This window comes from Picosynechococcus sp. PCC 8807, from assembly GCF_001693295.1.
GTDB lineage: Bacteria > Cyanobacteriota > Cyanobacteriia > Cyanobacteriales > MRBY01 > MRBY01.
Genome location: NZ_CP016483.1, coordinates 1366169 through 1390381 on the forward strand (window position 1 = coordinate 1366169; position 24213 = coordinate 1390381).

The window sequence follows — 24213 nt, forward strand, 5'->3', positions numbered from 1 at the left end:
AGCCATCATCCCCAGGCTTTTATCCATACTGCGCCCCCATTTTTGCGCCAACCCAGTGACCAAGGAGATTCCACCATGTCCTTAAGCGATGAATTTAAGCAAGCCCTCCGCAGCGGCGACCTTTCCAAAGCCTTTACGATGGTGGCGAGTAAGGCAGCAACCCTAAATATTACGACTCGCATTGTCCGTCATCCTGACCAGGGTGAGCCCTACCCTCCCGATACGAGCCTCCATACCCAAGTCGATCTCATCAATGGCACCGTCGAAAATGATGTCGGCAAGGCCGTACTTAATAACGCTCAGTACCAAAATCTCCAGCATTTTCACCAACAGCAAGTTGCCCTAGGTCACCGTAAAATTCAAGAAAATTTCCAGGGTTTGCAGCAGCTATTTCAGTTGCTCGTGACCCTGCAGCAATATGATCGCTTGATGAATGCCGAGGAACCCCTAGACCTGAAGTTCCTTGAAATTCCTAACCAAACGCTCATGGCCGCCACGGTTAAGGTTGTTGAGCCTTTTCCGGAAATGCCGCCGGAGAGTGACAAAATTCCCCCTCTGCCCCATAACTCCCTACCAACGGTAGCCCCAGATGCCCCGACCGAATCAGCTGCGGAACCTCAGCCCAGCTTTGTCGCAGAAAAGAACGAGGCGAAGGATCTAGCGGATGCTGATTCTCTCAACTTTTTAGATAATTTTGCGGAAATTGCCCTAGATGAAACGCCAGAGGCATCCCTGACGACCCCTGAGGCCCCAGAAATTGAAGATTGGGAAACCCCCGTTGATCGCACGGCGGCAGAACGGGCCAACGGCGATCGCCCCGATGCCTATGTCCCCAATTTGGCAGATTTTGAAGTAGACAGCGATCCCTTCGGAGATGAGGCAGTAGACGATTTAGAATTAGAAGATTTACTTGAAGACCCCGCAACTCCCGTAGCAGAGACAGCGACATCGTTAGAAACCACGGATCTAGATGCGGTTGATGATGAGACTTTATTTGCATTTTTGAATCAGGATTGGCACAATCACCCAGGCGTCACAGAGATCACGTCCCTCGATGGGCCGGAGACAGACCGATTGCCTTTACCTCCTCTTCCGGAAAATTGGTTGGAGCAGGAACTGGCCGCAGAAGCAGAGGCTTTACCTGATCTGGCAGAGTCCGAAGCTAATGATGGTGATAGTGAAGCAGACTTAGGGGACTTCAATGAAACCATCGCTGACTTTGGGGAGGATATTTTCATAGAGGATCTGGCCCTCGGCGAACTCCCGGAAGATGAACTTGGCGATCGCCTAAGCCAAGCCTTCCCGGATGTCACCACCGCCGATTTTGACAGTGACCCGGAAGCCTCATCAGGGTTGACGACAGATGATGCCTCGCCCAGCGAGGAATTCAGCGAAGAAGAATTAGACTTTACGGACTCTGATTTAGAACGTTTAGAGACTTTGGCCGCCGCTGACTTGGACGATCTTCTGGGGAGTAATGAAGAAACGCTCATTGAAACCACCGAAGCAGATGCGGCGATCGCCCCCGAAGAAACCATTGCAGATCACCAAGACCTACCCACGGATCTAGAGGATTTGGACGCCTTTGATTTCAACCTCTTCCCCACAGATTTAGACGAAAATACCCTCGGCCCCTTAAATGCCCCAGACCTTGGCAGTTCAGACTTAGCCTTGGATCTAGAATTAGATGACGACGGAGACCTAGACCTCGATCCCGATGCTTTTGATGCCGATTTTGAGCTTGGGGCGGATCCCTTGGCAACGGCAGATCCTCTAGCCGAGGAAGACTTCGATCTGCCCAGTGATTTTGAGCTTGATCTCGGACCCATTGATCATTCCAACAATATTAGTGATAATTCTGGGTCAGATACCGATTCCCTAGAAGCTCCAGAAGCTCTATCTGAAGAAGATTTTGAGCAATTTGACGATTTTGAGTTTGACCTCGACCAGATGGATCTCTCTGGGGAAATGGCCCTTGATCCCCTCGATACATCCTTTGATTTAGATCTAGAACAACAAGACTTCACCGAGGATATTCACGTCGCCCCTGCTGATCCTGATGCCCCACCGGAATCCACGACGGATCCCGACGCTTGGCTGTCAGAGGGAGCCGACCCAGAGGAAGAAGATGCCGATATCTTTAACCTAGGGGAACTCGATGAGGCAGCACTGCTTGACTTTGACCTTGATCAAGACCATCTCTCCGAACTTGAAATCGAAGCCCTTGATCACCAAGAAAATTCCCACGACTTTGAGGCCGGTGAGTTCAGCAAAGAGACTGTGATTCAGGCAGATTTTCAACAGCCAGATGATCTTAGTCCGCAAGATGCTGCAGCCCTGGATTTTGACGACTTAGACCTTGATCTTGACCCCCAGACTTTGCCACCGGAGGCCATGGCCCTTTGGGATGATGATCTTGACCTTACAGCCGATCTCCCTTCCCTAGGAGATGAAAGCAACGGCACCAGCGAGGCCAATCATCACCATGACGCAACAGCCGCCCCGACCAATGATTTCAGCGATGATAGTTGGTTAGAGGAACTTGATCTGTCGGGTGAACTAGATCCTGATTTCGATCTTGCCCTTGATGACGAAAATTCAGCGATAGATATCACCAGCCTCGATAATTTGGATCAAGACAGTGCCATTGATCTATCCGCCAGCGATGCGGCGATCGCCCCCGATGGGGATCTAGATTTAGAAGAAGCGCTAGCAGATTTAGAAGAACTGAGTGCCTTTGATAGCAAGGACTTTGATGATTTTGATTTTGGAGACGAGGCGCCTCTTTTTCTAGAAGAAGAGTCCTAGGTTTTACTGCTAACGACGCTCTCAATTGTTTCATCCCATTTTTTGGTCTCCCATGAATCGTTCTGCTCCCGAAGCCAAATCCCCTCAGCCCCAGCCTGTTGCTATGGACCCATTTATCCAGGCTCTAAATCAGGTTTTTCTGGATGCAACCACCTTAGAGGTCAGTACGATGGTGGTCGATGCCATTGATGGTCAGCGATTCATTCCCCAGGAGGTTTACCAAGATTTGTATTATCTCAGGGAGGATACGCTCAGCCAGCAGCATTACTCCCCCGATTTACAGGCGGCCTACGGCCAGTTGCGATCGCAACTGGCGCGACAATACCATGCCCTCCTCAGGGAACCGACACACCCTTTGTATCATGGCGAAAACTCCGGCCCTCTACCTCCACTCCCTAATCCCACGGGCGATGCCCAAGATCAGCGGCAAATTCAAAATCTGCTTGGCGATCACCAATTTCTCTGTTGCCTACGCAAACTAGGAGAACTAAAAATTGCCCTTGACCAACGCAAACGACAGCACCAACAAGCGAAACAGCCCCTCCCCGAAGGCATTATTTACGCGAAAACAATCCTGCAACTGGATGGCACCATTGCGAATACCTACACCGAAGCCCTGATGAGCCATCCCCACTGCACGACAATCCTCCAGGCCCACCAGCACAATATCCAAACCAGCGAACAGCACTGGCAGGGACTCTTAAGAGTTTTTATCAGTCTCATTCAAGGCACGTTCAAACAACAACCCAAACCGAGTTCACAAACGTCCAAAGCCCGACCAAGTCTCCCCAGAGCGTCTCTTGCCAAGCCCCAATAGTTTTCTCTGTCATTTACGCTTTTTGCCCTTTCTCCCGTGACTGTTTCCGCACACCCCTACATCCAACTGGATCAAGAACAGCTAACGCCGCCACCGCAGTCCACACTCTGCCACGGGGTTTTATTTGTGTTGGATCATGATGACCTTTTGCAGCTCCTGGCGCTCAAAAACCAAGGGCAAACCCTAACGTTTACCGATGAGTTCAACCTCGCTTGGCGAAAATATGTGCTTTTTCGGAAAGGTGACTGGCCCCAGGCGTCCCTCTCTTTTCTGTTGCGTTACGAAGGGATCAACGTTTTAAAGACTCAAATTGGACTTGATGGCGGTGTGTTGCACCAAGTGGTAGCGGATCTACTGCCGTCGCCTTCCCTCTATCAACAGTTAGCAGAAATTCAAGGGTGGTTTATTGGGCAATTATTGACGCAATTACCCTGGCGACAACGAAAGTATGGCTTCAGTTATCTTGCCTGGCCCTTGGCGATCGCCTTTGTATTAATCTCTGTGATCTTGGGTTGGTCAACGCTGATGATGCAACCCTTACTATGGATTCTCGTTCCCATCGTCTTGGGCCTGCTCGGCTGGGGATTGCAGACCTTATTACGACAATGGCGATATCCCCTAAAACGCTGGTTGCTCTCCCAGGTACTTTATGGCCGCTTTGCCCAGTGCGATCGCCTGAGAAACTGGGGACTCCGCTGGCTCCATTACCTTTGAGCGCTGATCAATTAACGCCAAAGCAAACTTGGGCCTAGGAGTTCATTGGCTCCGAGACCTGAGTTGTCTCCCCGTGGTTCACCCGCGACGGCAACTCCAGGCAGTAACCCGCCCCATAAACCGTTTTGATGTACTGGGGACGACGGGGCTCCGGCTCTAACTTCGTGCGCAGGTGGCGAACGTGCACCCGGATGGTCTCGATATCATCGGAAGGATCATAACCCCACACTTCCTTGAGGATTTCGCTGGGAGAAATGGTCTGGCCGTGACGTTGCAGGAGACAGTGGAGCAATTCAAATTCAAGGTGAGTCAATTTGATGGTCTGATCAAACCAAATCGCCTCGAATCGCTCTGGGATTAACGTTAACGGGCCGTAGTTTAAAATTTCTGTGTGTTTGGCGGCCTGGGGAATGCGATCGCTCCGTCGCAATAAAGCCCGCACCCGCACCAACATTTCTTCGACTTCAAAGGGCTTCGTGAGGTAATCATCGGCCCCCGCGTTAAAGCCATCTACCTTATCTTGGGTCTGCCCCAGGGCGGTTAACATCAAAATGGGGATATCTGCTGTGCGTTCTTCCCGCCGGATCCGTTGACAAACGGTAAACCCGTCCACTTTCGGCAACATCAGATCCAGCATGACCAAATCGGGTTGTAGCTGCACCGCCAATGCCTGACCTTTAATACCGTCTTCGGCACGACTGACGTCATAACCCGCCATTTCAAGGTTTATCGCAACCAATTCGGCGATCGCCGGATCATCATCAATAATTAAAATTCGAGGCATCACAACCAAGCTAAAGCAACTGCTTCTATCTTAAAAGGAAAATTCAAAAGGATTAAGGAATTTTCACAAAATTCCCCGGTCATGACAATCAAAATTTATGGATAATCAGCCTTATTCTTTGATTTTCAAAGGTTTCATCCACTCGATCTATTTAGAAAGAACATTACAGATTACCAAGCAATGTTAACTTTTGCGTAAATTTATCGGCACTCAGCCTCAAAAATCTAAAGAAAATCTTAAGGCGACAAGCGTGCTTTTTGGGCGCGATTCTTATGGTACCAAGCTGCAATTTCTGGACACCAAGTTTCAAAGTGAACAAATAATAATTCGCAAAGTTGTTGGGCTTCTAGTTGGGCGTCTTTTTTCCAACGCAAATCTAACAAATGCATCAGCGATCGCACATTGCAACTCATAACAAAGTGTTGCCGCGCATCAAAAGGAATCAAACTCCGAGCGTGCTCCTCTGCCAAGCCTTCTTCAATTCGTTGCCGATAGCGATCGCAGGCAGCCAGACACCATTCCTTATCCGCCTGGCGTTGTTCTTCTGAGTAAAAATATTTTTTCCCTTGACGATTGTCATACTTACCCACAGGCCGTAGGTAAAAGACCTCTTCTACGTCCCGCTTGCCTTCTGCTACGTCAATAATCCGCTGTCCTGTATAGCGGAAAGAATTGTGCACAACAACACCATTCGCCACAAAATTATGCCAAGGCCCTTGTACTTCCAGATCGTAGGTGGGCTGGATCCCAAGATATTCCACGGCAACCACCTTCACCGGATGCGCTTTTAAACGACGACCCTTAGATTTAGGTTTTGCCGCCCACATTTCAGGTTTTCGGATGGGGTGAAATCGTCTGGCAAAATCCTCTTCCAGGTGATTTTGATGTAGAGATTGATGGCAAGTCTGACAAAGAGAAACTAAATTCTCAAATTCGTAGGCAAGGGATTTATCCGCAAAAACGGGTACGAGATGATGGGCATGTAATTGTTTACCTTGTTGGCCACAAGACTGACAAATATAGTCGAATTTTGCATGGACTTGTGGAGCAATTTGTCGTGTCCAGGCCCCAATCTGTTGCCGCTCTGTGGCAGTGCCGCCTCTCCAAAAGTGAGAATCTGCACCACGTTTGGTGAAATGTTGCGCATTCCGTCGCCGTGTTTCCATAGCTGTCTCAGACAATGTAAGACGATAACCCGTTAAACCTTTATTCCAAGGTTGTTTGGTTCCAGGGGAGCGTTTATTGAGTTGGAGGCCATGATGGTAGCTCCACTTTTTCACAGATTCGATAGAGCAATTCGCTAAAGCAGCAATTTCATCGACATGTAACCCTCGTTCATGTTGCTGTTGTAGCCAAGCACAACTGCGATAACAGCCATTACCGACAACTGTTTTTAGCCCTCGCCGATGACCCGCAGGAAGTTTTAATTGAAATTTCTTGGCCCAATGGCGAATCACGTCTGGGGAGCAGTCACAAATAATAGCAATTTGCTGAGCTGTTAACCCTTGTTTTGCCTGTGCGGCTAACCAAGATTGCTGACTGTAGAGAGCATCGGGACGGACAACGCCGTTGGTCATGACTTCACAGGTTTTTGTCACTGCTAGGACTTGATGATCTTCATCGGTCATTAAACCCAGGGCTTCGCCCATACGTTGCCAGCCTTGGGTCGTGTAGAGACGATGATTAACGGTGCAGTCAAGGGTTTTTCCATCGGCTAAGGTCAGGCGATAAACGGGCTGCTCACCGCTACTCATTACATCTTGGAGATGGCCAATTTCAAAATTACCAGTGTCCTCATTCAGCACCCTTAATGACATTTTTCGCAAGCGAGTTTTACAGTCGCGGCGGTAAAAGCCTGGTTGTTCACCTTTGCGACCACGAATTTTGCGTTCCCGTATGGCTTTTTCTCCGTTGTGCCAGAGGTCATGGAGATCGCTAATTTTAATTTTGCGGAGAGATCCAGAGGCTTGGACAAAGGTGATTTCTGTATCTCCGGCGAGGCACTGTACATCAAAGGAGACGCCCACGCGATGAGTCCGGATTTGCTGCATCATCGAGTGGGGAAAATAGCCCACATTAAAAACAATCTGAGGATGTTCCAGGGGGCCATAGTGACCGCGACCACCCGCCAAAAGATGTTTGACAATTAACTCCCCTGCTTTTTGTTCGTCTGGAAAATTACTCTGTTGTTCCCACACAAATTCCTCGCAGTAGTCCTGGTGCATGGCACTCCAGATAGTTTGCTGGGGGTTGGGGGTAGAGCGGAGCACTTCAACGCGAAATTTATCCATGACAATTCAAACTCAGGAGCAAATGGAGATGTAGGGAAAGAAAAGATTTGATTTCACCATAGACAAAAATAAGCGATGTCCATGGGGGTTGTAATAAAAATTGGGGCGATCGCCAAACACATTCAGAATCTATCTAGACCCTGGGCAAAGTGACTTTTCCGGCTTGGTTTTGGTATTTGCCCCCCCGATCAGAATAGGTGGTATTGCAAGGATCACCTTCAAAGAAAAGTAGTTGCACAACCCCTTCGTTAGCATAGATACGGCAGTCGGTACTAGAGGCATTGCTAAATTCAAGGGTGATTGCACCGCACCAGGAAGCCTCTAGGGGAGTTGTATTGGCGATCAGACCGACACGGGCATAGGTGGACTTACCAAGACAGATCGCGGTGACATTGGGGGGCATCTGAATTTTTTCGAGGGACACGCCCAAACCATAGGAATTAGCCGGAATAATAAAGTAGTCACCGTATTCATCGCGCTTGAGGTCAACCCGTTCAAGGTTTTCCGGGCTGAAGGCTTTGGGGTTTACAACGGTGCCAGGGATGTGGCGGAAAATGAGAAATTCTTCGGGGCTGAGGCGAATATCATAGCCATAGCTAGACAGGCCGTAGCTGAGGGCCGGTACAGTTTGCTGGGGGGACAGTTGGATCTTGCGGATCAGTGAGGCTTCAAAGGGAGAAATCATCCCCTGTTGGGCTTGTTCGAGGATCCAAATATCGTTTTTCAGCATGTTCCCTACGGCAAAAATTAGACATTATATATTCCCACAACTGCTTACAAATTTATAGGCCTACGGCCAGGCGATCGCCCCTGGAATATCCCAACCGCGCCCCCGGAATTCCCCAACCGCAAAAAAACACTCCCTGCTTTAAAATACCGTTTGTGGCCAAATCGCTTTAAAATCAACCCATTACAACCAGACATAAGGAGTATTTCCATGAGCGCAGAAAGCATGATGTTCAACGGCTTTATCATTGCCATCACCGCAGTCCTCTTTGGTGTAGCTTGGGGATTTTTGATCCTCAAAATCCAAAATAAAGCAGGCAAAGCCGAATAGGTTCAACACACGATTGTTAGGATAGGGGTATAGCCTTATATCCCTCCCTCACTGGCGATCGCCCCCCCACAATCATGTTTAACTTCTTTAAAAATAAGCAAACCGAACCAGCCGCCCCTCCCCCGCCGCAAGACCCAACACCACGGATCGAATTTTTCAACGGCATCAGCGAAGAACTCAGCAACGTTAGCCTGCAGCGCAACCCTAAAACGGGCGTTAAATCTGTCTCCATGACCTTTGCCCAACTCAATGCCCTCGACCGTTTCCAGAGCTTTACCGCTGGTTCTAATGGCATTGTTCGACTGATCGACGAAGAAGGAGACATCGCCGTTACCCCCTCCAGTTGCCGCATCGTCTTTGGTGGTGAAGAAGGAGACGAACTGCGGGGCGTCATTTGTCGCTTTGAAATTGACAATGCTGACCACTGGGAAAGATTCATGCGTTTCATGCACCGCTACGCCGATGAACATGGTTTTGCCTATGGTGAAAGTGCTGAAACGTCCGATGAACCATCTCCATTAGCATCAGAAACAGATTCAGAAGCTTAGGATGCAGGATTAAGCCCCTTATCATCCCAAAAGCGCATCGATCCCCATAAAGAGTATCAGCGGTTACGAATTTAGCGAAGAAAGAATGTGATTCTTTATCACAACTTCTTGCGGTGGCGAGAGATTTTTAGGCCATTCGAACTATCAGCAGGAAAATAAACAATTGTCGGAATCAAATAATATTGGTCTCCTCACAATGGGAAAGAATAATTCCCTCGTTTATTTTCTTGATATTCATAATTAATTGATTAGTTCGAACTCCCATAAGGTCGAAAATTGACAGTCTGACCTGCAGCTTGAGAATACTCTTTTTAGGATGGTAAACAATGCTTGGAGAAATGTGGTCATTTAATGGCAGGTATAAGATCCTGCACATGACCTGGTTTGCTTTTTTCCTGTCGTTCGTGGTGTGGTTTAATTTTCCACCTTTCGCAACCACCATCGCCCAGGACTTTGGCTTAGACAATGCTCAACTAGGCACAATCGGGTTGTGTAATGTTGCTTTGACGGTGCCCGCACGGATCATTATCGGCATGCTGTTAGATAAATACGGCCCCCGGTTAACCTACTCATTATTGTTGATCTACGCTGCGGTTCCTTGTTTGATTTTCGCGACAGCCCAGAGCTTTAATCAACTGGTATTAGGACGCCTCTTAATGGGGATTGTTGGGGCTGGCTTTGTGATCGGGATTCGGATGGTCGCAGAATGGTTTCCCCCCAAAGATGTGGGTACGGCAGAAGGCATTTATGGGGGCTGGGGTAACTTTGGCTCGGCATTTTCGGCCTTTACCATGGTGATTTTTGGGATCATTTTGGCCTTCCTCCCCGGTGCGTTTAATTTCGGCCAGCCGGAAAGTTTTAAGATTCTCTTTTTCCCGGAATTTAATACGGCTATTTTGAATTGGCGGGCGGCGATCGCCGGTACAGGGATTATCGCGGCTTTGTATGGGATGTTGTATTACTTCAGCGTGAGTGATACCCCCCCTGGGAAAACGTACCACCGCCCGAAGAGTGCCCGGGGCATGGAAGTCACAACCAAAAAGGATTTCTGGTTCCTGTTGGCTATGAATTTGCCTTTGACCTTGATTTTGATGGTGCTGGCTTGGCGTTTGCAAAAGGTGAATTTTTTAAATGGCACTGGCTTTGCGATCGCCATCCTGGCGCTAGTGGGTCTCTACCTGTTCCAGACCTACAACTGCTGGACTGTGAATAAGGACTTAATGACCGGGAAAAAACGCTATGCCCCGGAAGATCGCTATGACTTTAGCCAAGTGGCCATTTTAGAACTGACCTATATTGTGAATTTCGGTTCTGAGCTTGCGGTGGTGACCATGTTGCCGGCTTTCTTTGAAGGCACCTTTAGTTTAGACAAGGCAACGGCGGGGATTATTGCTTCTAGCTATGCGTTTATGAACTTGATGTCTCGCCCAGGGGGAGGCTTGATCTCCGATAAGATGGGCAGCCGAAAATGGACAATGGTCGTCCTCACGGTGGGTATGGGGATTGGTTATCTCCTGATGAGTTCGGTGGCGGGAACTTGGCCCTTGGCGATCGCCGTTTTGTTAACGATGGCCTGTTCCTTCTTTGTGCAAGCCGCAGAGGGGTCAACTTTTGCGATTGTTCCCCTCGTCAAACGACGCATTACCGGACAAATTGCTGGAAACGTTGGCGCCTACGGCAATGTGGGAGCAGTGGCCTATTTGACAGTGCTATTGTTGCTTACCGAAGCTTCGGCAGGGGCCAATGGGGGCGAACCCGTGATGGCCACGGTCAACGCCGGTTTCTTCCAAGTGCTTGGAATCACAGGCTTGATCGTCGGTTTCCTCTGTGCCTTTTTCCTCAAAGAACCCAAGGGTTCCTTTGCTGAGTTCCATGAAGGCGAAACGGAAATGACAGCGACTCCTCCCGTTGAGGAAGAAGCAACCTATTAGGTTTTTGAGATTAGTTTAGGCACAACCTGTAAAACAAAAGTCATGGCAAGTAATGGCGTTTTACAGGTTTTTTCTATTACGCGCTTTGGGGCCATGGTAAGTCTCTCTTGATCATCGCCCCAGGGGATTTTTTCCTTAATGAATGCCATTTAATTTTCTGGCATTTTTTAACTCTATTATTGAAGTCTTAAAGTTAGCGGTTTAGCAATGGATCAACGCAAAACGAAAACCCTTTGTCCCTATTGTGGTGTTGGTTGTGGCCTCGAAGTTTCTGAGGTGATCAAAAATGAACAACCCACCCTCAAAGTCATGGGCGATCGCCAACATCCATCCAGCCTCGGTAAAGTCTGTGTTAAGGGCGCGACCATTGCCGAATCCCTCGATCAAGACCGTTTACTCTACCCCATGTATCGGCGATCGCTACAGGATCAATTCCAGCGCATCAGTTGGGATGACGCCTTTGAGCTAATTGTGGAACAGATCAAAACGGTAAAGGCAACCCTCGGCGTTGAAGGCATTGCCATGTATGGCTCCGGACAACTCCAAACCGAAGACTATTACACCGCCCAAAAACTCCTCAAGGGCTGCCTCGGCACTAACAATTTCGATGCCAACTCCCGCCTTTGTATGTCCTCTGCCGTGGCGGGCTATATCCAGAGCTTTGGGGCCGATGGGCCGCCCCCTTGCTACGAAGACCTAGAATTAACCGATTGCGCCTTTATCATCGGCAGCAATACCGCCGAATGTCACCCGATTGTGTTTAATCGCCTACGCGAACACCATAAACGCTCTAAAGCAAAGTTAATTGTCGTTGATCCCCGCCGCACCAAAACCGCCGAAGTGGCCGATCTTCACCTGGCGATCAAACCCGGCACTGATATTGATTTACTCAACGGCATTGCGCATCTATTACTGAAATGGGGCAAAATCGATACCCTCTTCATCGATGAATGTACCAAGGGCTTTTCTAAATATGCGATGCTCATCCAGAGCTATACTCCCGAAACGGTGGCCCGACGCTGTGGGATTCGCATTGATCACCTCGAACAAGCCGCAAAATATTGGGCCAATGCGGACAATGTTTTATCTCTTTGGTCGATGGGGATGAACCAATCCGCCGAGGGCACAGCCAAGGTACGCACCCTAATTAATTTGCACCTAATGACCGGGGAAATTGGCAAGCCGGGGGCCGGGCCTTTTTCTCTCACGGGTCAACCCAATGCCATGGGGGGCAGAGAAGCGGGAGGACTGGCCCATTTACTGCCGGGATATCGCCTCGTCAAAAATCCAGAGCACCGCGCCACCTTAGAAAAAGCCTGGCAATTACCCCCAGGAACCATTTCTCCACTGCCCGGAAAAGATGCTTGGGCGATGATCGAGGGGCTAGATATGGGGACAGTGGGTTTGCTGTGGGTGGTGGCGACGAATCCAGCGGTGAGTATGCCCGACTTGGAGCGCACCAAGGCCGCATTGTTAAAATCCCCTTTCACCATTTGCCAGGATGCCTATTACCCCACGGAAACATCTAACTACGCCCATCTCCTCTTGCCAGCGTTGCAGTGGGGCGAGAAAACAGGCGCAATGACCAATTCGGAGCGAGTTGTGACCTATTGTCCCCAGTTCCGCGATCGCCCCGGTGAAGCCTGGGCTGATTGGGAGATTTTCGCCGAGGTAGGACGCCGCCTTGGATTTCAGCAACAGTTCCGGGCGGTATCCTCGGCAGAGGTTTACGCCGAATTTGTACAGCTCACAGGCGATCGCCCCTGTGATATGACGGGGCTAAGTCACCAACGTTTGGCCACCGAAGGCCCGATCCAATGGCCCTGTCCCGCCAATGAGACCAAGAGCGATCCAGAAACAACAGCTGACAACCGGGGTTTATTGCAAAAATTATTCCACCAGGACGAACCCCTCAAGGGCAAACGGCTTTACACCGACCGACGGTTCCATACCCCCGATGGCCGGGCCAGATTTGCGGCGTACCACTCCCGGGGTCTGGCAGAGCCGCCAAACACCGACTATCCTTTTGTGCTGACCATTGGACGACTTTATGGCCATTGGCATACGATGACCCGCACGGGACGAATCAAAAAAATCCAAAAAATGCACCCAAATCCTTTCCTGGAAATTCACCCCCGCGATGCAGACCGTCTCAGCATTACCGACGGGGAAATGGTGGAAGTGCGATCGCCGCGCGGTACGGCCCGATTTCCAGCGCTGATCACGAAAAATATTACCCCTGGCACCGTTTTTGCGCCGATGCACTGGGGCGCTTTGTGGGGAGAAGATACCGAAGCCAATGCCCTGAGCCATGCCGAAGCCTGTCCCGATTCATTGCAGCCGGAATTAAAAGCCTGTGCCGTGAATGTGCAAAAAATCACCGGCCCTATTCCCCAGGAAAAAGCGACAGCCGAGCCTGTATTGCAGCAGCTTTAGGACGATCCGAAACCTGGGTTATGATATCCCTTTTGAACGTGAGCAATTGGGGTTGGTATGGCAATGGACTACGACTTGGTGGTGATTGGGGCAACGGGGGCCGGCATCGCAACGGCAAAACGAGCGATCGCCTCTGGCAAAAAAGTTGCTTTAGTGCAGCAAACAGGGCAGCCACTCCAGGATCAACAGGTACTCGCCCTCGAAAAAACCTTGCTACACCTGGCCGAACAGCCCCAACCAATGGATATTTTCGCTTGGGTTAAGGGGGCGATCGCCTCTGATGATTTCTATGAACCCTTGGCACATCTGGCAGAAGCGGGCGTTGATGTAATTTCAGAAATGGGCAGTTTTGTCTGGAAACCCAACACCTATTTTGTCACCGCAACCCGTCGCCTCCAAAGCAAATATTATGCGATCGCCACAGGCACCACTTGGGTTACCCCTCCCCAGGATGGTTTTTTAAGCCCCACTGACCTCTTAAATCCAGAAATTTGGCGCACCCTGCCAGAAAAAATTGTCCTTGTCGGTCACGATCCCCATTGCCTTACCCTTGCCTACTGCCTCGCAAAATTGGGAAAAACGGTCACGTTAAGCAGCGAAAAAAGCCTACTGCCCACGGAGGATCCAGACTGCGTCCAACGGTTACAGACTTGCCTCGAAGTGGCGGGGGTAACGCTCCAGTTTGGGATCATCCCAGACCTTTTTAACCAGGAAAATAAGGCCGTCATTTGGGCCAAAGAGCGCCGGGGTTTAACGACGCAACTGAATTTGCCCCCCGATTTTTGTCAGCCGCCCCAGATGTGGCTACGGGTTGATCCTGAGCTTAGAACGCCCCGCAGCAATATTTATGGGGTCGGGCCAGTGCTTGGCGGTTATGCTTTGCCGGAATTGGCGATCGCCGAAGCGACAACCCTCGTGAACAATATGGCCCAGCGCCGGAAAATGCCCTGTGTCTACGCTGAAGTTCCCTATCGTTTGTTTGAACCGCTACCTTTTGATCATGTGGGTGCCCAAGGTCAAAATCTGCCCCCCGACGCGAAAATCCTGAGTAAAACTCTGATGATCGATCGCGTTGATCAACTGCAATTTCCCCAAGACTTAACGCTTAAATTGTGGCTCGATGGCCAAGATCAACTGTTGGGGGCCACCATCCTCGGCGATCGCTCCGGCAAATTGATTTACCATTGCCGTGATTTGATTCAAACTAAAAAACCTTTCCAGACGTGGGACAATCTCCTAGAAAATGCGGGCCTTTTGGCGGAGATGGTGTGGTGATGCAGCGTGAAACCCAAGCAAAATTTATCGTTTTTGAAGGGATTGACGGTTCCGGTAGCTCTACCCAAGCCGAGCTTTTGTACCAACATTTTCAGCGACAAAATATCCCCGCCGTCCTTAGCCCTGAACCCTCCAACGGCATTATCGGCAACCTCGTTCGGGAAACTCTACGGCAACGGCTGCGCTTTACCACCGATCCAACCCAACTAAATCGGCAACTGGCCTATCTCTTCGCTGGCGATCGCCATGATCACCTTTACAACGAAATTGACGGCGTCTTCAAACAACTCACCGCTGGTATCCAGGTGATTACGACCCGCTATTATTTTTCTTCCCTCGCCTACAACGCCAACAATGCCGCCGAATACGAATTTATTTACCGTCTCAACCAAGATTTTCCCAATCCCGATCTGGTGTTTTATTGCGATCTTCCCGTGGAGGTGGCCCTAGAGCGCGTCCAAAGGCGATCGCACCAAGAAATCTACGAAACCAAAGCCAAACTTACCCAAGTGCGCCAAAACTACCAACAAATTTTTCAAACCTATCCAGGGAATTGGCAACAACTCGATGCTACCCAACCCCCTGAAACCATCCACCAGCAAATTCTCCAAACTATTGCTGATTATTTTGTAACTGCTCCTGAATCTGGGTCGGACTAGGTGGCGTCCCGAACTCCTCTAGGGGCTGCAACTCCAAATCAAACCCATTCCCATTGGGCGGCGGTAGCGGCGTGCCACTATCGAGGGGCTCAAGCTGAAAATCATTATTCGGATTGACTCCCGGCACCTGGGGAATCGTCGGCGAGCTGGGATTCAAGCCCGGAGTTTGTTGACCCTCAAAGAAAGAATCGAGGGCTTGCTCTCCCTGGGTGCCTGCGCCTGTTCCCAAGGCGACCCGTTCGCCACCAATGGATTTGAGCCAATCTAAAACCTGAATCACTTCCTGATAGGGCCGCTTTTCCGACGCATTGAGCACAACGACACCATTAGGATTGCGCCCTAAATAATCCTCAACAATTTGTGAAAATTGAGCCTGGGTCTCAATCAGTTGTTTTTCCACGTAGATTTGCCCAAAGTCCGTCAAACTTACAATGACCATATCGGGCATTTGGGTCGTTGCGCTCTCCGCCACAGGTAAATTTAAGTTAATCGCTTGCTGTCGCGATAAATTCACTGCCGCCAGGATAAAAAAGGTCAGCACACAAAAAATCACATCGATCAGCGGAATAATTTCGATGCGCAGATCCGGCGCAGAATTTTCTTGCCAGAGTTGGAACGGCCTTAAACCCAAAGTTTCTGGCTTAATTGGCTCACGCTTCATTTTGGTCTCCTTCAATGAGCATTGCATCTACATTGTCAACAGAAGCAGGTAATCCTTCGAGATAATTTTGGCGATAGAGCATTTCTAGTTCACTGCCCGCTTGACGGAAAAGGCGCACCTGATTGCTCGAAAGCGCTTGGAACAAACGGTAAAAAGCTAGGGCCACAATCGCGACGATCAAACCCATCGCCGTCGAAAAGAGCGACTCACTGATCCCCAAGGTCACCCCCGTGGTCGAATCTGTACCTAAATCACTCAATTGGATTGATCCTAAGGAGTTGATTAAGCCCAAAACAGTTCCCAGTAGTCCCAACAAAGGCGAGAGGGCAATGACTGCTTCTAAGACCTTTTCACCGCGACGCATATTCGCCAATTCTTCGTCTGCCGCCGCTTCGAGGGCCAAGTGGAAAATTTCTGGGTCGGTGGCCTGTTGCTTCAAAGGAGCATAGAGGAAGCGACCAAGGGGATGTTTTTGGCAGGTGCGGGCAATTTCGCTCACCGCTTGCCATTGGTAATGGGCAGCATCCAAAATTTTGTCCTGGACCCGCTGGCTTTGTTGGATCACTTTCCACCAAAACCACAGCCGCTCAATAATCGTACTCAGAGCCATAATCGACAAGAGTACTAAGGGCCACATCGCTGGCCCCCCACGGTTTAGGATATCTAGAACATTCACCGAGGCACCTCACTCCGGTCACACCAAAAAAAAGACTGCTCCAATTCTAAGGTTTTTAATGGTGTTTTATTCGTCTGTTGGAGGGCAGAAATTTTTAGGGAAGTTTCTGGATTTTTTGATTATTGGATCGGATTGTGGATCGTTACCAGTTTTGTCCCGTCGGGAAAAGTCGCTTCTACCTGTACTTCATCCACCATTTCGGCGACCCCGGCCATGACATCATCACGGGTCAGCCAAGTCTGTCCTTCGCTCATCAGTTCGGCGACAAGTTTACCTTCCCTTGCCCCTTCCAGGATTAAGCCTGAAATGTAGGCCACCGCTTCAGGATAGTTGAGCTTGAGTCCTTTATTTTTCCGGCGTTCCGCCACTAAAAAGGCCGTGAAAATGAGCAGCTTGTCTTTTTCCTGGGGCGAGAGTTGCATGGTTTGGACTGATACGCAGATGAATGTGATTTTAGTCTACCTTGACTCCTCTAAATTCAAACCCACTAGCTTGGCAAAAAAGGAGACAGTAACCCGATCGCCATTCCACCCAAGACCAGCCAGAGAGAATTGATTTTGTATTTGATCAAGAGAAATAAAGTGGCGATCGCCACCCCAATGGTCAGAGGATCAACTAAAGAAGATTGCGCCAGAAACACGGTGACAACGGTCATGAGACTCAGCGCACCAATATTCACCCCATCGAGAAAGGCCCGGAATGATTTGGCCTGGAGCAGTTTCGGCAAAATTGGATTGAGAATCGCCACAAATAAAAAAGAAGGCAAAAACATCCCCAAGGTGGCAACCCCGGCCCCCGGTACTCCGCCGAGCAAATAGCCGATAAACGTCGCCGTCGAAGATAAAGGCCCTGGGGTGATTTGACCGATGGCGATCGCATCAAGAAGCTGTTGATCCGTCAGCCAACCGAGGCGCTCCACAAAATCTGCCCGCAAAAAAGCCACGAGGACGTAACCACTGCCATAGAGCACCGCCCCCACCTTGAGAAACATTAAAAAAAGCCAGCCCAAACTGAAATTTGTAGGGGTGCCATTTAATAGCAACAGAAACGGAGCGGGAACAATGCTACGGGTTTGTTTTGTTTTTAGCCATTGGCCCCCTAGTTTTTTCCCTAGGCCAATGAAGCCACTCAGAAACAACAACCACAGTTCATGGAGACCGACCAGGGATAGCACCACATTAAATACCGCTAAGCCGATCCCAAATCTATCTTTAATTGCCTTTTTCCCAAGCTTCCATAGGGCCTGGGCAATAATGGCGATCGCCACTGGTTTGACCCCATAGAGCAGCCATGTCCCCTGGGGTGTTGTGCCAAACTGCTGATAGGCGATCGCACAGAGCAGCATTAAACCCACCGCCGGAGCCGTAAAACTAAGGCCCCCCATGAGCAAACCCCACCAACCGGCGCGCTTAAAACTGAGGTGGATTGCCATTTCCGTGGAATTGGGGCCAGGAATTAAATTTGTTGCGCCGAGAATGTCGAGAAATTCCTGTTCCGTAAGCCAGTGGCGTTTTTTTACCACCTCGTCATGCATCATTGCAATGTGAGCCACAGGGCCGCCAAACGCCGTAAAACCTAATCGCAAAAATAATCGAGAAATCTCCTGCAGTTCAGACCATTGCGCCATGATGAATGTTATCGAAATGTTTAATCATTTCCCCCTCTGCCTAGGCCACAACCCCTAATAAATTCGTGCCACAATAAGTGAAAGATGACTATTGCATCAAAGTGTAGGAGGGTTACCTATGGTTGCTACGCCAATTAAAACCGAAAAGCGGTTAACGATCCAGACAGAAAAGGTTAACAACAACACCACAACGATTCGTTCACTGGACTGGGACCGCGATCGCTTTGACATTGAATTCGGTTTGCAAAATGGCACCACCTACAATTCCTACATCATCCGGGGCGAAAAAGTTGCCCTCGTGGATACCTCCCACGCGAAGTTTCGGCAGCGATACCTCGATGCGCTCACTGGCGAAATTGACCCGAAAACCATTGATTACCTGATCATTAGCCATACGGAACCAGATCACAGTGGCCTCGTTAAAGATGTTTTGAAAATTGCCCCCCAAGCAGTGGTGGTCGGCGCAAAAATTGCGATTAAGTTCCTTAAGGATTTAGTCCATGATCCCTTTGAATTTATCGAAGTAAAAAGTGGCGATCGCCTCGATTTAGGCAACGGTCACAACCTTGAATTTGTCAGTGCACCGAACCTCCACTGGCCCGACACGATTTTTACCTACGATCCGGCAAGCGAAATTCTGTTTACCTGCGATGCCTTCGGGATGCACTATTGTTCTGATGCCACCTACGACGAAGATCTCCAGGCGATCACACCGGATTACCGCTTTTATTACGAATGTTTGATGGCTCCCAACGCCCGCTCGGTACTGAGTGCAATGAAACGGGTGGACAAGCTCGACGGGGAAATCACTTTAGTTGCCAATGGCCATGGCCCGCTGCTGAAGCACAACACCAAGGAAATGATGGAGTGGTATCGCCAGTGGAGTGAGGCCCAAACCAAGGGCGATAAAATGGCGGCGGTATTTTACGTCTCTGATTATGGCTACAGTGACCGTATTTCCCAGGCGATCGCCAAGGGGATTACCAAAGCCGGGGTTGCCGTAGAAATGGTCGATCTCAAAGTCGCAGATCCCCAGGATGTCCACGAAATCGTTGGTCGCGCCGCAGGGCTAGTGATTGGCATGCCCCCCATCGACAGCGCCTACAACGCCGAATTGAGTAAAGCCGTGGGCACCATTCTCGCCGCCTCAAAGGACAAACAAGTTGTGGGACTATTTGAATCCTACGGCGGCAACGACGAACCCATTGATCCGTTGCTGATGCGCTTCCGGGATGCTGGCCTGACCAAAGCTTTTGATTCGATCCGCGTCAAGGATGAACCCAGCGAAGGTCTTTATCAGCTCTGTGAAGAATCTGGTACTGACCTCGGCCAATTGCTTACCCAAAAAGAAAAGCTCAAACAACGGAAAAATATCGATACTGAACTCGATAAAGCGATGGGACGCATCAGTGGCGGCCTGTACATCATCACCGCCCAGAAAGGCGACATGAAAGGGGCGATGGTCGCCTCCTGGGTGACCCAAGCCAGTTTTGCCCCCCCCGGTTTTACGGTAGCCGTAGCAAAAGACCGAGCGATTGAATCCCTAATGCAAGTAGGCGATCGCTTTGTGTTGAATATCCTCGAGGAAGGGAAATACCAACCTTTGATGAAACATTTCCTCAAGCGTTTTCCCCCCGGCGCAGACCGCTTTGAAGGGGTAAAAGTGCAAACCGCGAAAAATGGTTCCCCGATTTTGAATGATGCCCTGGCCTACCTCGAATGCGAAGTGGTCAGTCGGATGGAATGTAGTGATCACTGGATTGTGTATAGCAAAGTCGCTGCGGGTCGCGTCTCCAACCCCGATGGTTTAACTGCTGTTCACCACCGCAAAGTGGGTAATTATTACTAACTAACTTGAATTTCTAACTTTTACAGGGGAGTATTCGTTTTTGATTACTCCTTTTTTTCTTGGATTAAAATAAAACAGTAAACATTGCAGGCGATCGCCATGGTTCATCCCGCTCTTAGTGCTATTCTTGAACGACTGCGAGACTCTCTCAAAAGAATCTATGGGCCAGAACTCAAAGACTTAATCCTATTCGGGTCACAGGCGAAAAATACGGCAAAAGAAGACTCAGACATTGACATTGCCATTGTTTTAAAACACAATTTTGATTTGGATCAAGAATTAGAAAAAACCAGCGTTATAATTGCTGATATCTGCTTGGAATATGACATTTTAATCAACCGCATTTTTATGGACAATGAATATTTTGAAAAACATCGGAGTGCTCTAATTCGGAATATTCAGCGAGAAGGTATTTATTTGTGAATTGCCAGCAGCAAAACTTAATGAGTAAGGCAACTGAAAGTTTAGAAGCAACCAAATTATTACGAGACAATCAATACTTTGATTATTCGGTTTCGCGAGCTTACTACACAATATTTTACTTAGCCGAAGCTTTTTTAGAAGGAGAAGCAAAAACTTTTTCGAGTCATGCTGCTGTGATTTCTGCTTTTGGTCGGGATTTTGCTAAATTAGGTAAAGTGCCACGGGAATTTCATCGTTTTCTTATTGATGCCCAGTCTCTTCGACAGACAGGTGACTATGGAAAGTTCCAGGCAATTTCTGCATACCAAGCGAATCAACAAATTGAAAATGCTACAAAATTTCTTACTTTTGCTAGGGATTATTTCAAAGAATTTTAAGAATTATGTTGCCTAGAAAGTGATCGCCAAAGAGACTTTTACACTGCAACTATCGTCTTTTAACAAAAGTGAGTTCCGTTCGCTGTGAAACCCCATTATTTTCTTTCTTCATTCCTGCTCTGTAGCTGTTTTTCTGTCTTCCCAGCGGCTCTAGCTGAATCAGAATCCAAAAATCAATATACCCAAACCGTCACTCGCACTGTTCTAGCTGAAGGGTTGCCGGAAGCGGCCCCCAATCAAATTTTGGAGTTGGTGCGTTATGAAATTCCCCCCTTTGCGACCCTGCCACCCCACATCCATCCTGGTTTGCAAATCGCCCGGGTGGAATTTGGCTTGTTGACCTATGCAGTGATCGAAGGAACAGCGCTTATTACCCGCACGGATGGCACAAAAGAAACCTTAACTGCGGGACAAAAAACCCTCCTCAAACCTGGGGATGCGGTAACAGAATCCGAGGGAATGGTACATTTTGGCCAAAATGAAACCCCTGACCCAGTTATTTTGCTCGCCACTTCCTTGTTGACCATCGGGGAACCGAAAGCAATCCTCATGGAAGAATAGTTAATTGAGAGGATAGTGGATTTCTAAATAAGCTAAAGCAGAGGGGCGATCGCCAATGTTTTGGTCGAGGGTTTGTTTGAGAAGATTTGACAAAATATCGCGAAATTGTGGCCCTGGTTTATAGCCTAATTCTTTTAAATCAAAACCATTAAGGGGTGCTTGGATAAATTGCCAGCGACGGAGATAATGCCATAAACCGTGACGCATTTTTTTCGGGCTGATGGCGGCTAGCAAGATAATTTCTGGCAAGGATAAATGCTTAAGGGCAAAGACTTTTTCACTCAGCTTTGTGGCCTGGAAAAGTTTGGGCAAAATTTGCGCTTCATGCTGGGAAATTGTCTCTAACCGTTGCAAACTATCCTTCGGTAACTGGAGGCGATCGCCCACTTTTAAGCGTTCTGCTGTGGTCAAATTTAACAACAAAGCTTCCAGGCGAAGACGCCAATGTTCTAATTCATAATCGGGGTCATGATAGCGCAGCCAACGATCCACACAGCGAATTTGCCACCAAACCGCATCTGTTAAAGCCAGATTTTTATGGATGCATTTCAACGCGCCCAGATCGTCCAACAATTGCAATGCGGGCTTCCAATATTTTGCCGTTAAAAGATATTTTAATTCTGCCCGTAATCGCGTCGTGAGTGCTGGGGCCTGGGGTTTTTCGTGGTGCAATTTGTCGTAAATGCCAGAAGCGATCGCATAGCGAATATATTCCTCCGTCTGCACTTCTAGCTGAAAATTTAACCGCACCGCAAACCGCACCGCCCGATAGATGCGCGTCGGGTCTTCGATGAAACTGTTGGCATGGAGCACCCGAATTTGGCGTTTTTTGAGATCCCAAAGCCCCCCGAAAAAATCGAGCAATTCCCCCGACCGGGGTTCCGTCAGGCGCAAACAGAGGGCATTGATCGAAAAATCGCGCCGATACAAATCCTGTCGAATCGAACTCGCCTCCACCTCCGGATTCGCCGCTGGATAGGGATAAAATTCCGTTCGGGCCGTGGCAATGTCCAGCCACAGGGAACCCAACACCGGATCTTTATGCCACAAAATCGCCGCCGTTTGGAATTCCCCGTGCACCGATAACCGCGCGTTCGGTTGGCGATCGCAAATGTAATTTGCCAAAGTTACCCCAGCCCCCACATCCGCCGCCGTATGGAAGCCATCCACCACCAAATCAATATCCTGGAGCAGTAATTCTTCATCGGAATCCGATAGCAACACATCCCGCACCGCCCCACCGACGAGGTACAAGTGCCAGCCCCGTTTTTCGGCTTCCGTTGCCACCCCCTGCAATAACTGCCACAGGGAAGGGGCCAGCCGTTCCGCAAAAATTTCCCGCAAAGGATAGCGATTTTTGTCATCCTTGGGAGTGGGTAACAGATCAAGAAGCTGCTCGTCCTGGTGATGTTGTCGCAAAACATCCGTCCGCGTCACAATGCCCAAAAGTTGATCACCCTCGATCACTGGTAATCGCCCCACATCGTCCGTCACCATAATCGTTTCAATGTCGCGCATGGTCGTGTCTGGCTGGATTGTGCGCACCTCTCGACTCATATAACCCTTAACGGGGGCATGGTGAAAGCCATGGTGAATCGCCAAATCTAGATCCCGCCGCGAAATGACCCCAACCAGTTGTTGCTGATCATCCACCACCACTAACCCGGAATGGCCGTAGCGAAACAACACCCGCTGGGCTTCCTCGATGGAAGTTTGGGGCAAAATCGTACGCACTGGCGCTGTCATTAAATCCCGCGCTGTCAGGGCAGGGGGCACCTGGGCAATGAATTCGGCATAAATTTTGTGTAACATTGCCTCTGGTTTGTTGAGGCGCAAGCTTAGGGACGCGGCTTGATCATGACCACCACCACCATAGGGCGTAAACAGTCGATTGAGGCTCGTCCCTACAATTCGCGATCGCCCAATGATCACCATTTTCCCTTCCGCATCGGTCTGATGATAAAAATGACCCAGTAACAGCGCATCGAGATCCGTCATCTGCATCATCTGCTCGACGAGATTCGATAGTCCCGGCACAAAATTCGCTGTTTTTAACAAGACTCGCGCTACCCGATGGCCATCAACATTTTCCCGCTCCAGGTTGGCGATCGCCTCCGAAAACAAATGTTGCACCTGGGGCGAAAAACCGGGTTCGGCATACTCCGCAATAATTTTCACCATGGCACCCTGACCCATTAGCCACGTCAAAGCCTGGGCATCCCGTACCGTTGTTTGGTCAAAGGTGAGTGACCCGGTATCCACATGAATCCCCAAGGCCATCACCGTCGCCGTATAGGGATCGAGTTCTACCCCCCGCGCCTGCAATTTTTCGGCAATGATCGTCGTTGTCGCCCCCACGTCTTCAATTTCCACGTAGGTCGCCGGAATGTCTCGCTCCTGATCAAGGTGATGATCATAAACTTCGATCTGCTTCACCTGGGGTCGATCTAGCCATTCCTGGGCCTTACCCAGCCGTTGTCGCTGCTGATTGTCCACCACCATAATCGTCCGCAACTGCTCCGGATGGACTGAGCGCATCTCAATAAATGGAAATTCCCCCCGATACAGTGCCAGAAACCGTTTCACCCCTGGATGTGCCCCGCCAGTCAGCACCACCCGCGCCCCAACCCGCAGATAAGCCAAGCCGATCGCCGCCCCCAGGGCATCAAAATCAACGGTTTGGTGACAGAGAATAACATCCATAAAATTGCAGGGAAAG

21 protein-coding genes are annotated in these 24213 nt (G+C 49.5%); 13 read left to right on the forward strand and 8 right to left on the reverse strand.

Annotated elements, in window-relative coordinates:
* Window positions 1–75: 75 nt before the first annotated feature.
* The 3 genes from AWQ24_RS06605 to AWQ24_RS06615 are packed head-to-tail and all read left to right on the forward strand — an operon-like array spanning window position 76 to window position 4339.
* Entirely contained in the window at window positions 76–2808 is a 2733-nt protein-coding gene (locus tag AWQ24_RS06605; protein WP_065716325.1) for a hypothetical protein, read from the forward strand.
* A gap of 52 nt (window positions 2809–2860) precedes the next feature.
* Window positions 2861–3625 (forward strand): hypothetical protein, encoded by a 765-nt coding sequence (locus tag AWQ24_RS06610; RefSeq protein ID WP_157096836.1) that lies wholly within the window; start codon window positions 2861–2863, stop codon window positions 3623–3625.
* A 36-nt stretch (window positions 3626–3661) separates the two neighbouring features.
* Window positions 3662–4339 (forward strand): hypothetical protein, encoded by a 678-nt coding sequence (locus AWQ24_RS06615; RefSeq protein ID WP_157096837.1) that lies wholly within the window; start codon window positions 3662–3664, stop codon window positions 4337–4339.
* Between the two features lie 34 nt (window positions 4340–4373).
* Here AWQ24_RS06615 and AWQ24_RS06620 read toward each other — a convergent pair whose 3' ends face one another.
* The 3 genes from AWQ24_RS06620 to dcd all read right to left on the reverse strand — a co-directional run bounded on the left by AWQ24_RS06620 (window position 4374) and on the right by dcd (window position 8144).
* Window positions 4374–5123, reverse strand: coding sequence for a response regulator transcription factor (locus AWQ24_RS06620; protein WP_012306928.1), 750 nt, complete (start codon window positions 5121–5123; stop codon window positions 4374–4376).
* Window positions 5124–5359: 236 nt separating this feature from the next.
* On the reverse strand, window positions 5360–7414 hold the full coding sequence (thyX, locus tag AWQ24_RS16700) for an FAD-dependent thymidylate synthase (protein ID WP_065716328.1): 2055 nt from the start codon (window positions 7412–7414) through the stop codon (window positions 5360–5362).
* Between the two features lie 133 nt (window positions 7415–7547).
* Entirely contained in the window at window positions 7548–8144 is a 597-nt protein-coding gene (gene dcd, locus AWQ24_RS06630) for a dCTP deaminase (protein ID WP_062433702.1), read from the reverse strand.
* Between the two features lie 207 nt (window positions 8145–8351).
* Here dcd and AWQ24_RS06635 point away from each other — a divergent pair, with 207 nt between their 5' ends.
* The 6 genes from AWQ24_RS06635 (at window position 8352) to tmk (ending at window position 15320) form a co-directional block, all read left to right on the forward strand.
* Window positions 8352–8471 (forward strand): PetM family cytochrome b6-f complex subunit 7, encoded by a 120-nt coding sequence (locus tag AWQ24_RS06635; RefSeq protein WP_012306931.1) that lies wholly within the window; start codon window positions 8352–8354, stop codon window positions 8469–8471.
* 74 nt (window positions 8472–8545) lie between these two features.
* Window positions 8546–9019, forward strand: coding sequence for a photosystem II reaction center protein Psb28 (psb28, locus tag AWQ24_RS06640; RefSeq protein ID WP_065716329.1), 474 nt, complete (start codon window positions 8546–8548; stop codon window positions 9017–9019).
* Window positions 9020–9345: 326 nt separating this feature from the next.
* A complete protein-coding gene (locus AWQ24_RS06645) occupies window positions 9346–10950 on the forward strand; it encodes an MFS transporter (RefSeq protein WP_065716330.1) in 1605 nt (534 codons plus the stop codon).
* Window positions 10951–11157: 207 nt separating this feature from the next.
* Window positions 11158–13386: a molybdopterin oxidoreductase family protein gene (locus AWQ24_RS06650; RefSeq protein ID WP_065716331.1), complete on the forward strand. Its 2229-nt coding sequence runs from the start codon at window positions 11158–11160 to the stop codon at window positions 13384–13386.
* Window positions 13387–13443: 57 nt separating this feature from the next.
* On the forward strand, window positions 13444–14661 hold the full coding sequence (locus AWQ24_RS06655) for an FAD-dependent oxidoreductase (protein WP_065716332.1): 1218 nt from the start codon (window positions 13444–13446) through the stop codon (window positions 14659–14661).
* On the forward strand, window positions 14661–15320 hold the full coding sequence (tmk, locus tag AWQ24_RS06660; RefSeq protein WP_065716333.1) for a dTMP kinase: 660 nt from the start codon (window positions 14661–14663) through the stop codon (window positions 15318–15320). The genes AWQ24_RS06655 and tmk overlap by 1 nt, the downstream gene beginning before the upstream one ends.
* Here tmk and AWQ24_RS06665 read toward each other — a convergent pair.
* From AWQ24_RS06665 to AWQ24_RS06680, 4 genes are all read right to left on the reverse strand, one after another.
* Complete coding sequence (locus tag AWQ24_RS06665) at window positions 15274–15981, reverse strand: biopolymer transporter ExbD (protein WP_065716334.1); 708 nt, start codon at window positions 15979–15981, stop codon at window positions 15274–15276. The two genes, tmk and AWQ24_RS06665, sit on opposite strands and share 47 nt — an antisense overlap.
* A complete protein-coding gene (locus tag AWQ24_RS06670) occupies window positions 15971–16591 on the reverse strand; it encodes a MotA/TolQ/ExbB proton channel family protein (RefSeq protein WP_303396470.1) in 621 nt (206 codons plus the stop codon). Before AWQ24_RS06670 ends, AWQ24_RS06665 begins: the two co-directional genes overlap by 11 nt.
* A 185-nt stretch (window positions 16592–16776) precedes the next feature.
* The gene (gene ureA / locus AWQ24_RS06675; RefSeq protein WP_012306939.1) at window positions 16777–17079 is read right to left on the reverse strand and encodes an urease subunit gamma; all 303 of its coding nucleotides are present in this window, start codon (window positions 17077–17079) and stop codon (window positions 16777–16779) included.
* Between the two features lie 65 nt (window positions 17080–17144).
* The gene (locus AWQ24_RS06680) at window positions 17145–18284 is read right to left on the reverse strand and encodes a chromate transporter (RefSeq protein ID WP_065716335.1); all 1140 of its coding nucleotides are present in this window, start codon (window positions 18282–18284) and stop codon (window positions 17145–17147) included.
* Window positions 18285–18402: 118 nt separating this feature from the next.
* Here AWQ24_RS06680 and AWQ24_RS06685 point away from each other — a divergent pair, with 118 nt between their 5' ends.
* From AWQ24_RS06685 to AWQ24_RS06700, 4 genes are all read left to right on the forward strand, one after another.
* Window positions 18403–20133 (forward strand): diflavin flavoprotein, encoded by a 1731-nt coding sequence (locus AWQ24_RS06685; protein ID WP_065716336.1) that lies wholly within the window; start codon window positions 18403–18405, stop codon window positions 20131–20133.
* A 99-nt stretch (window positions 20134–20232) separates the two neighbouring features.
* The gene (locus tag AWQ24_RS06690; RefSeq protein WP_065716337.1) at window positions 20233–20556 is read left to right on the forward strand and encodes a nucleotidyltransferase domain-containing protein; all 324 of its coding nucleotides are present in this window, start codon (window positions 20233–20235) and stop codon (window positions 20554–20556) included.
* A complete protein-coding gene (locus AWQ24_RS06695; protein WP_083993504.1) occupies window positions 20553–20933 on the forward strand; it encodes a HEPN domain-containing protein in 381 nt (126 codons plus the stop codon). Before AWQ24_RS06690 ends, AWQ24_RS06695 begins: the two co-directional genes overlap by 4 nt.
* 84 nt (window positions 20934–21017) lie before the next feature.
* Window positions 21018–21494, forward strand: coding sequence for a cupin domain-containing protein (locus AWQ24_RS06700; protein ID WP_065716339.1), 477 nt, complete (start codon window positions 21018–21020; stop codon window positions 21492–21494).
* On the opposite strand, the gene AWQ24_RS06705 is transcribed toward AWQ24_RS06700, so the two are convergent.
* Window positions 21495–24197, reverse strand: coding sequence for a CBS domain-containing protein (locus tag AWQ24_RS06705; protein WP_065716340.1), 2703 nt, complete (start codon window positions 24195–24197; stop codon window positions 21495–21497). It abuts the gene before it with no gap.
* Window positions 24198–24213 lie beyond the last annotated feature (16 nt).

Coding starts and splice junctions, on each gene's coding strand:
- thyX (WP_065716328.1), bottom strand. CDS start 7,414: ATGGATAAATTTCGCGTTGAAGTGCTCCGCTCTACCCCCAACCCCCAG.
- AWQ24_RS06605 (WP_065716325.1), top strand. CDS start 76: ATGTCCTTAAGCGATGAATTTAAGCAAGCCCTCCGCAGCGGCGACCTT.
- AWQ24_RS06635 (WP_012306931.1), top strand. CDS start 8,352: ATGAGCGCAGAAAGCATGATGTTCAACGGCTTTATCATTGCCATCACC.
- AWQ24_RS06685 (WP_065716336.1), top strand. CDS start 18,403: ATGGTTGCTACGCCAATTAAAACCGAAAAGCGGTTAACGATCCAGACA.
- ureA (WP_012306939.1), bottom strand. CDS start 17,079: ATGCAACTCTCGCCCCAGGAAAAAGACAAGCTGCTCATTTTCACGGCC.
- AWQ24_RS06645 (WP_065716330.1), top strand. CDS start 9,346: ATGCTTGGAGAAATGTGGTCATTTAATGGCAGGTATAAGATCCTGCAC.
- AWQ24_RS06655 (WP_065716332.1), top strand. CDS start 13,444: ATGGCAATGGACTACGACTTGGTGGTGATTGGGGCAACGGGGGCCGGC.
- dcd (WP_062433702.1), bottom strand. CDS start 8,144: ATGCTGAAAAACGATATTTGGATCCTCGAACAAGCCCAACAGGGGATG.
- AWQ24_RS06610 (WP_157096836.1), top strand. CDS start 2,861: ATGAATCGTTCTGCTCCCGAAGCCAAATCCCCTCAGCCCCAGCCTGTT.
- AWQ24_RS06690 (WP_065716337.1), top strand. CDS start 20,233: ATGGTTCATCCCGCTCTTAGTGCTATTCTTGAACGACTGCGAGACTCT.
- AWQ24_RS06620 (WP_012306928.1), bottom strand. CDS start 5,123: ATGCCTCGAATTTTAATTATTGATGATGATCCGGCGATCGCCGAATTG.
- AWQ24_RS06665 (WP_065716334.1), bottom strand. CDS start 15,981: ATGAAGCGTGAGCCAATTAAGCCAGAAACTTTGGGTTTAAGGCCGTTC.
- psb28 (WP_065716329.1), top strand. CDS start 8,546: ATGTTTAACTTCTTTAAAAATAAGCAAACCGAACCAGCCGCCCCTCCC.
- AWQ24_RS06670 (WP_303396470.1), bottom strand. CDS start 16,591: ATGGCTCTGAGTACGATTATTGAGCGGCTGTGGTTTTGGTGGAAAGTG.
- tmk (WP_065716333.1), top strand. CDS start 14,661: ATGCAGCGTGAAACCCAAGCAAAATTTATCGTTTTTGAAGGGATTGAC.
- AWQ24_RS06705 (WP_065716340.1), bottom strand. CDS start 24,197: ATGGATGTTATTCTCTGTCACCAAACCGTTGATTTTGATGCCCTGGGG.
- AWQ24_RS06680 (WP_065716335.1), bottom strand. CDS start 18,284: ATGGCGCAATGGTCTGAACTGCAGGAGATTTCTCGATTATTTTTGCGA.
- AWQ24_RS06650 (WP_065716331.1), top strand. CDS start 11,158: ATGGATCAACGCAAAACGAAAACCCTTTGTCCCTATTGTGGTGTTGGT.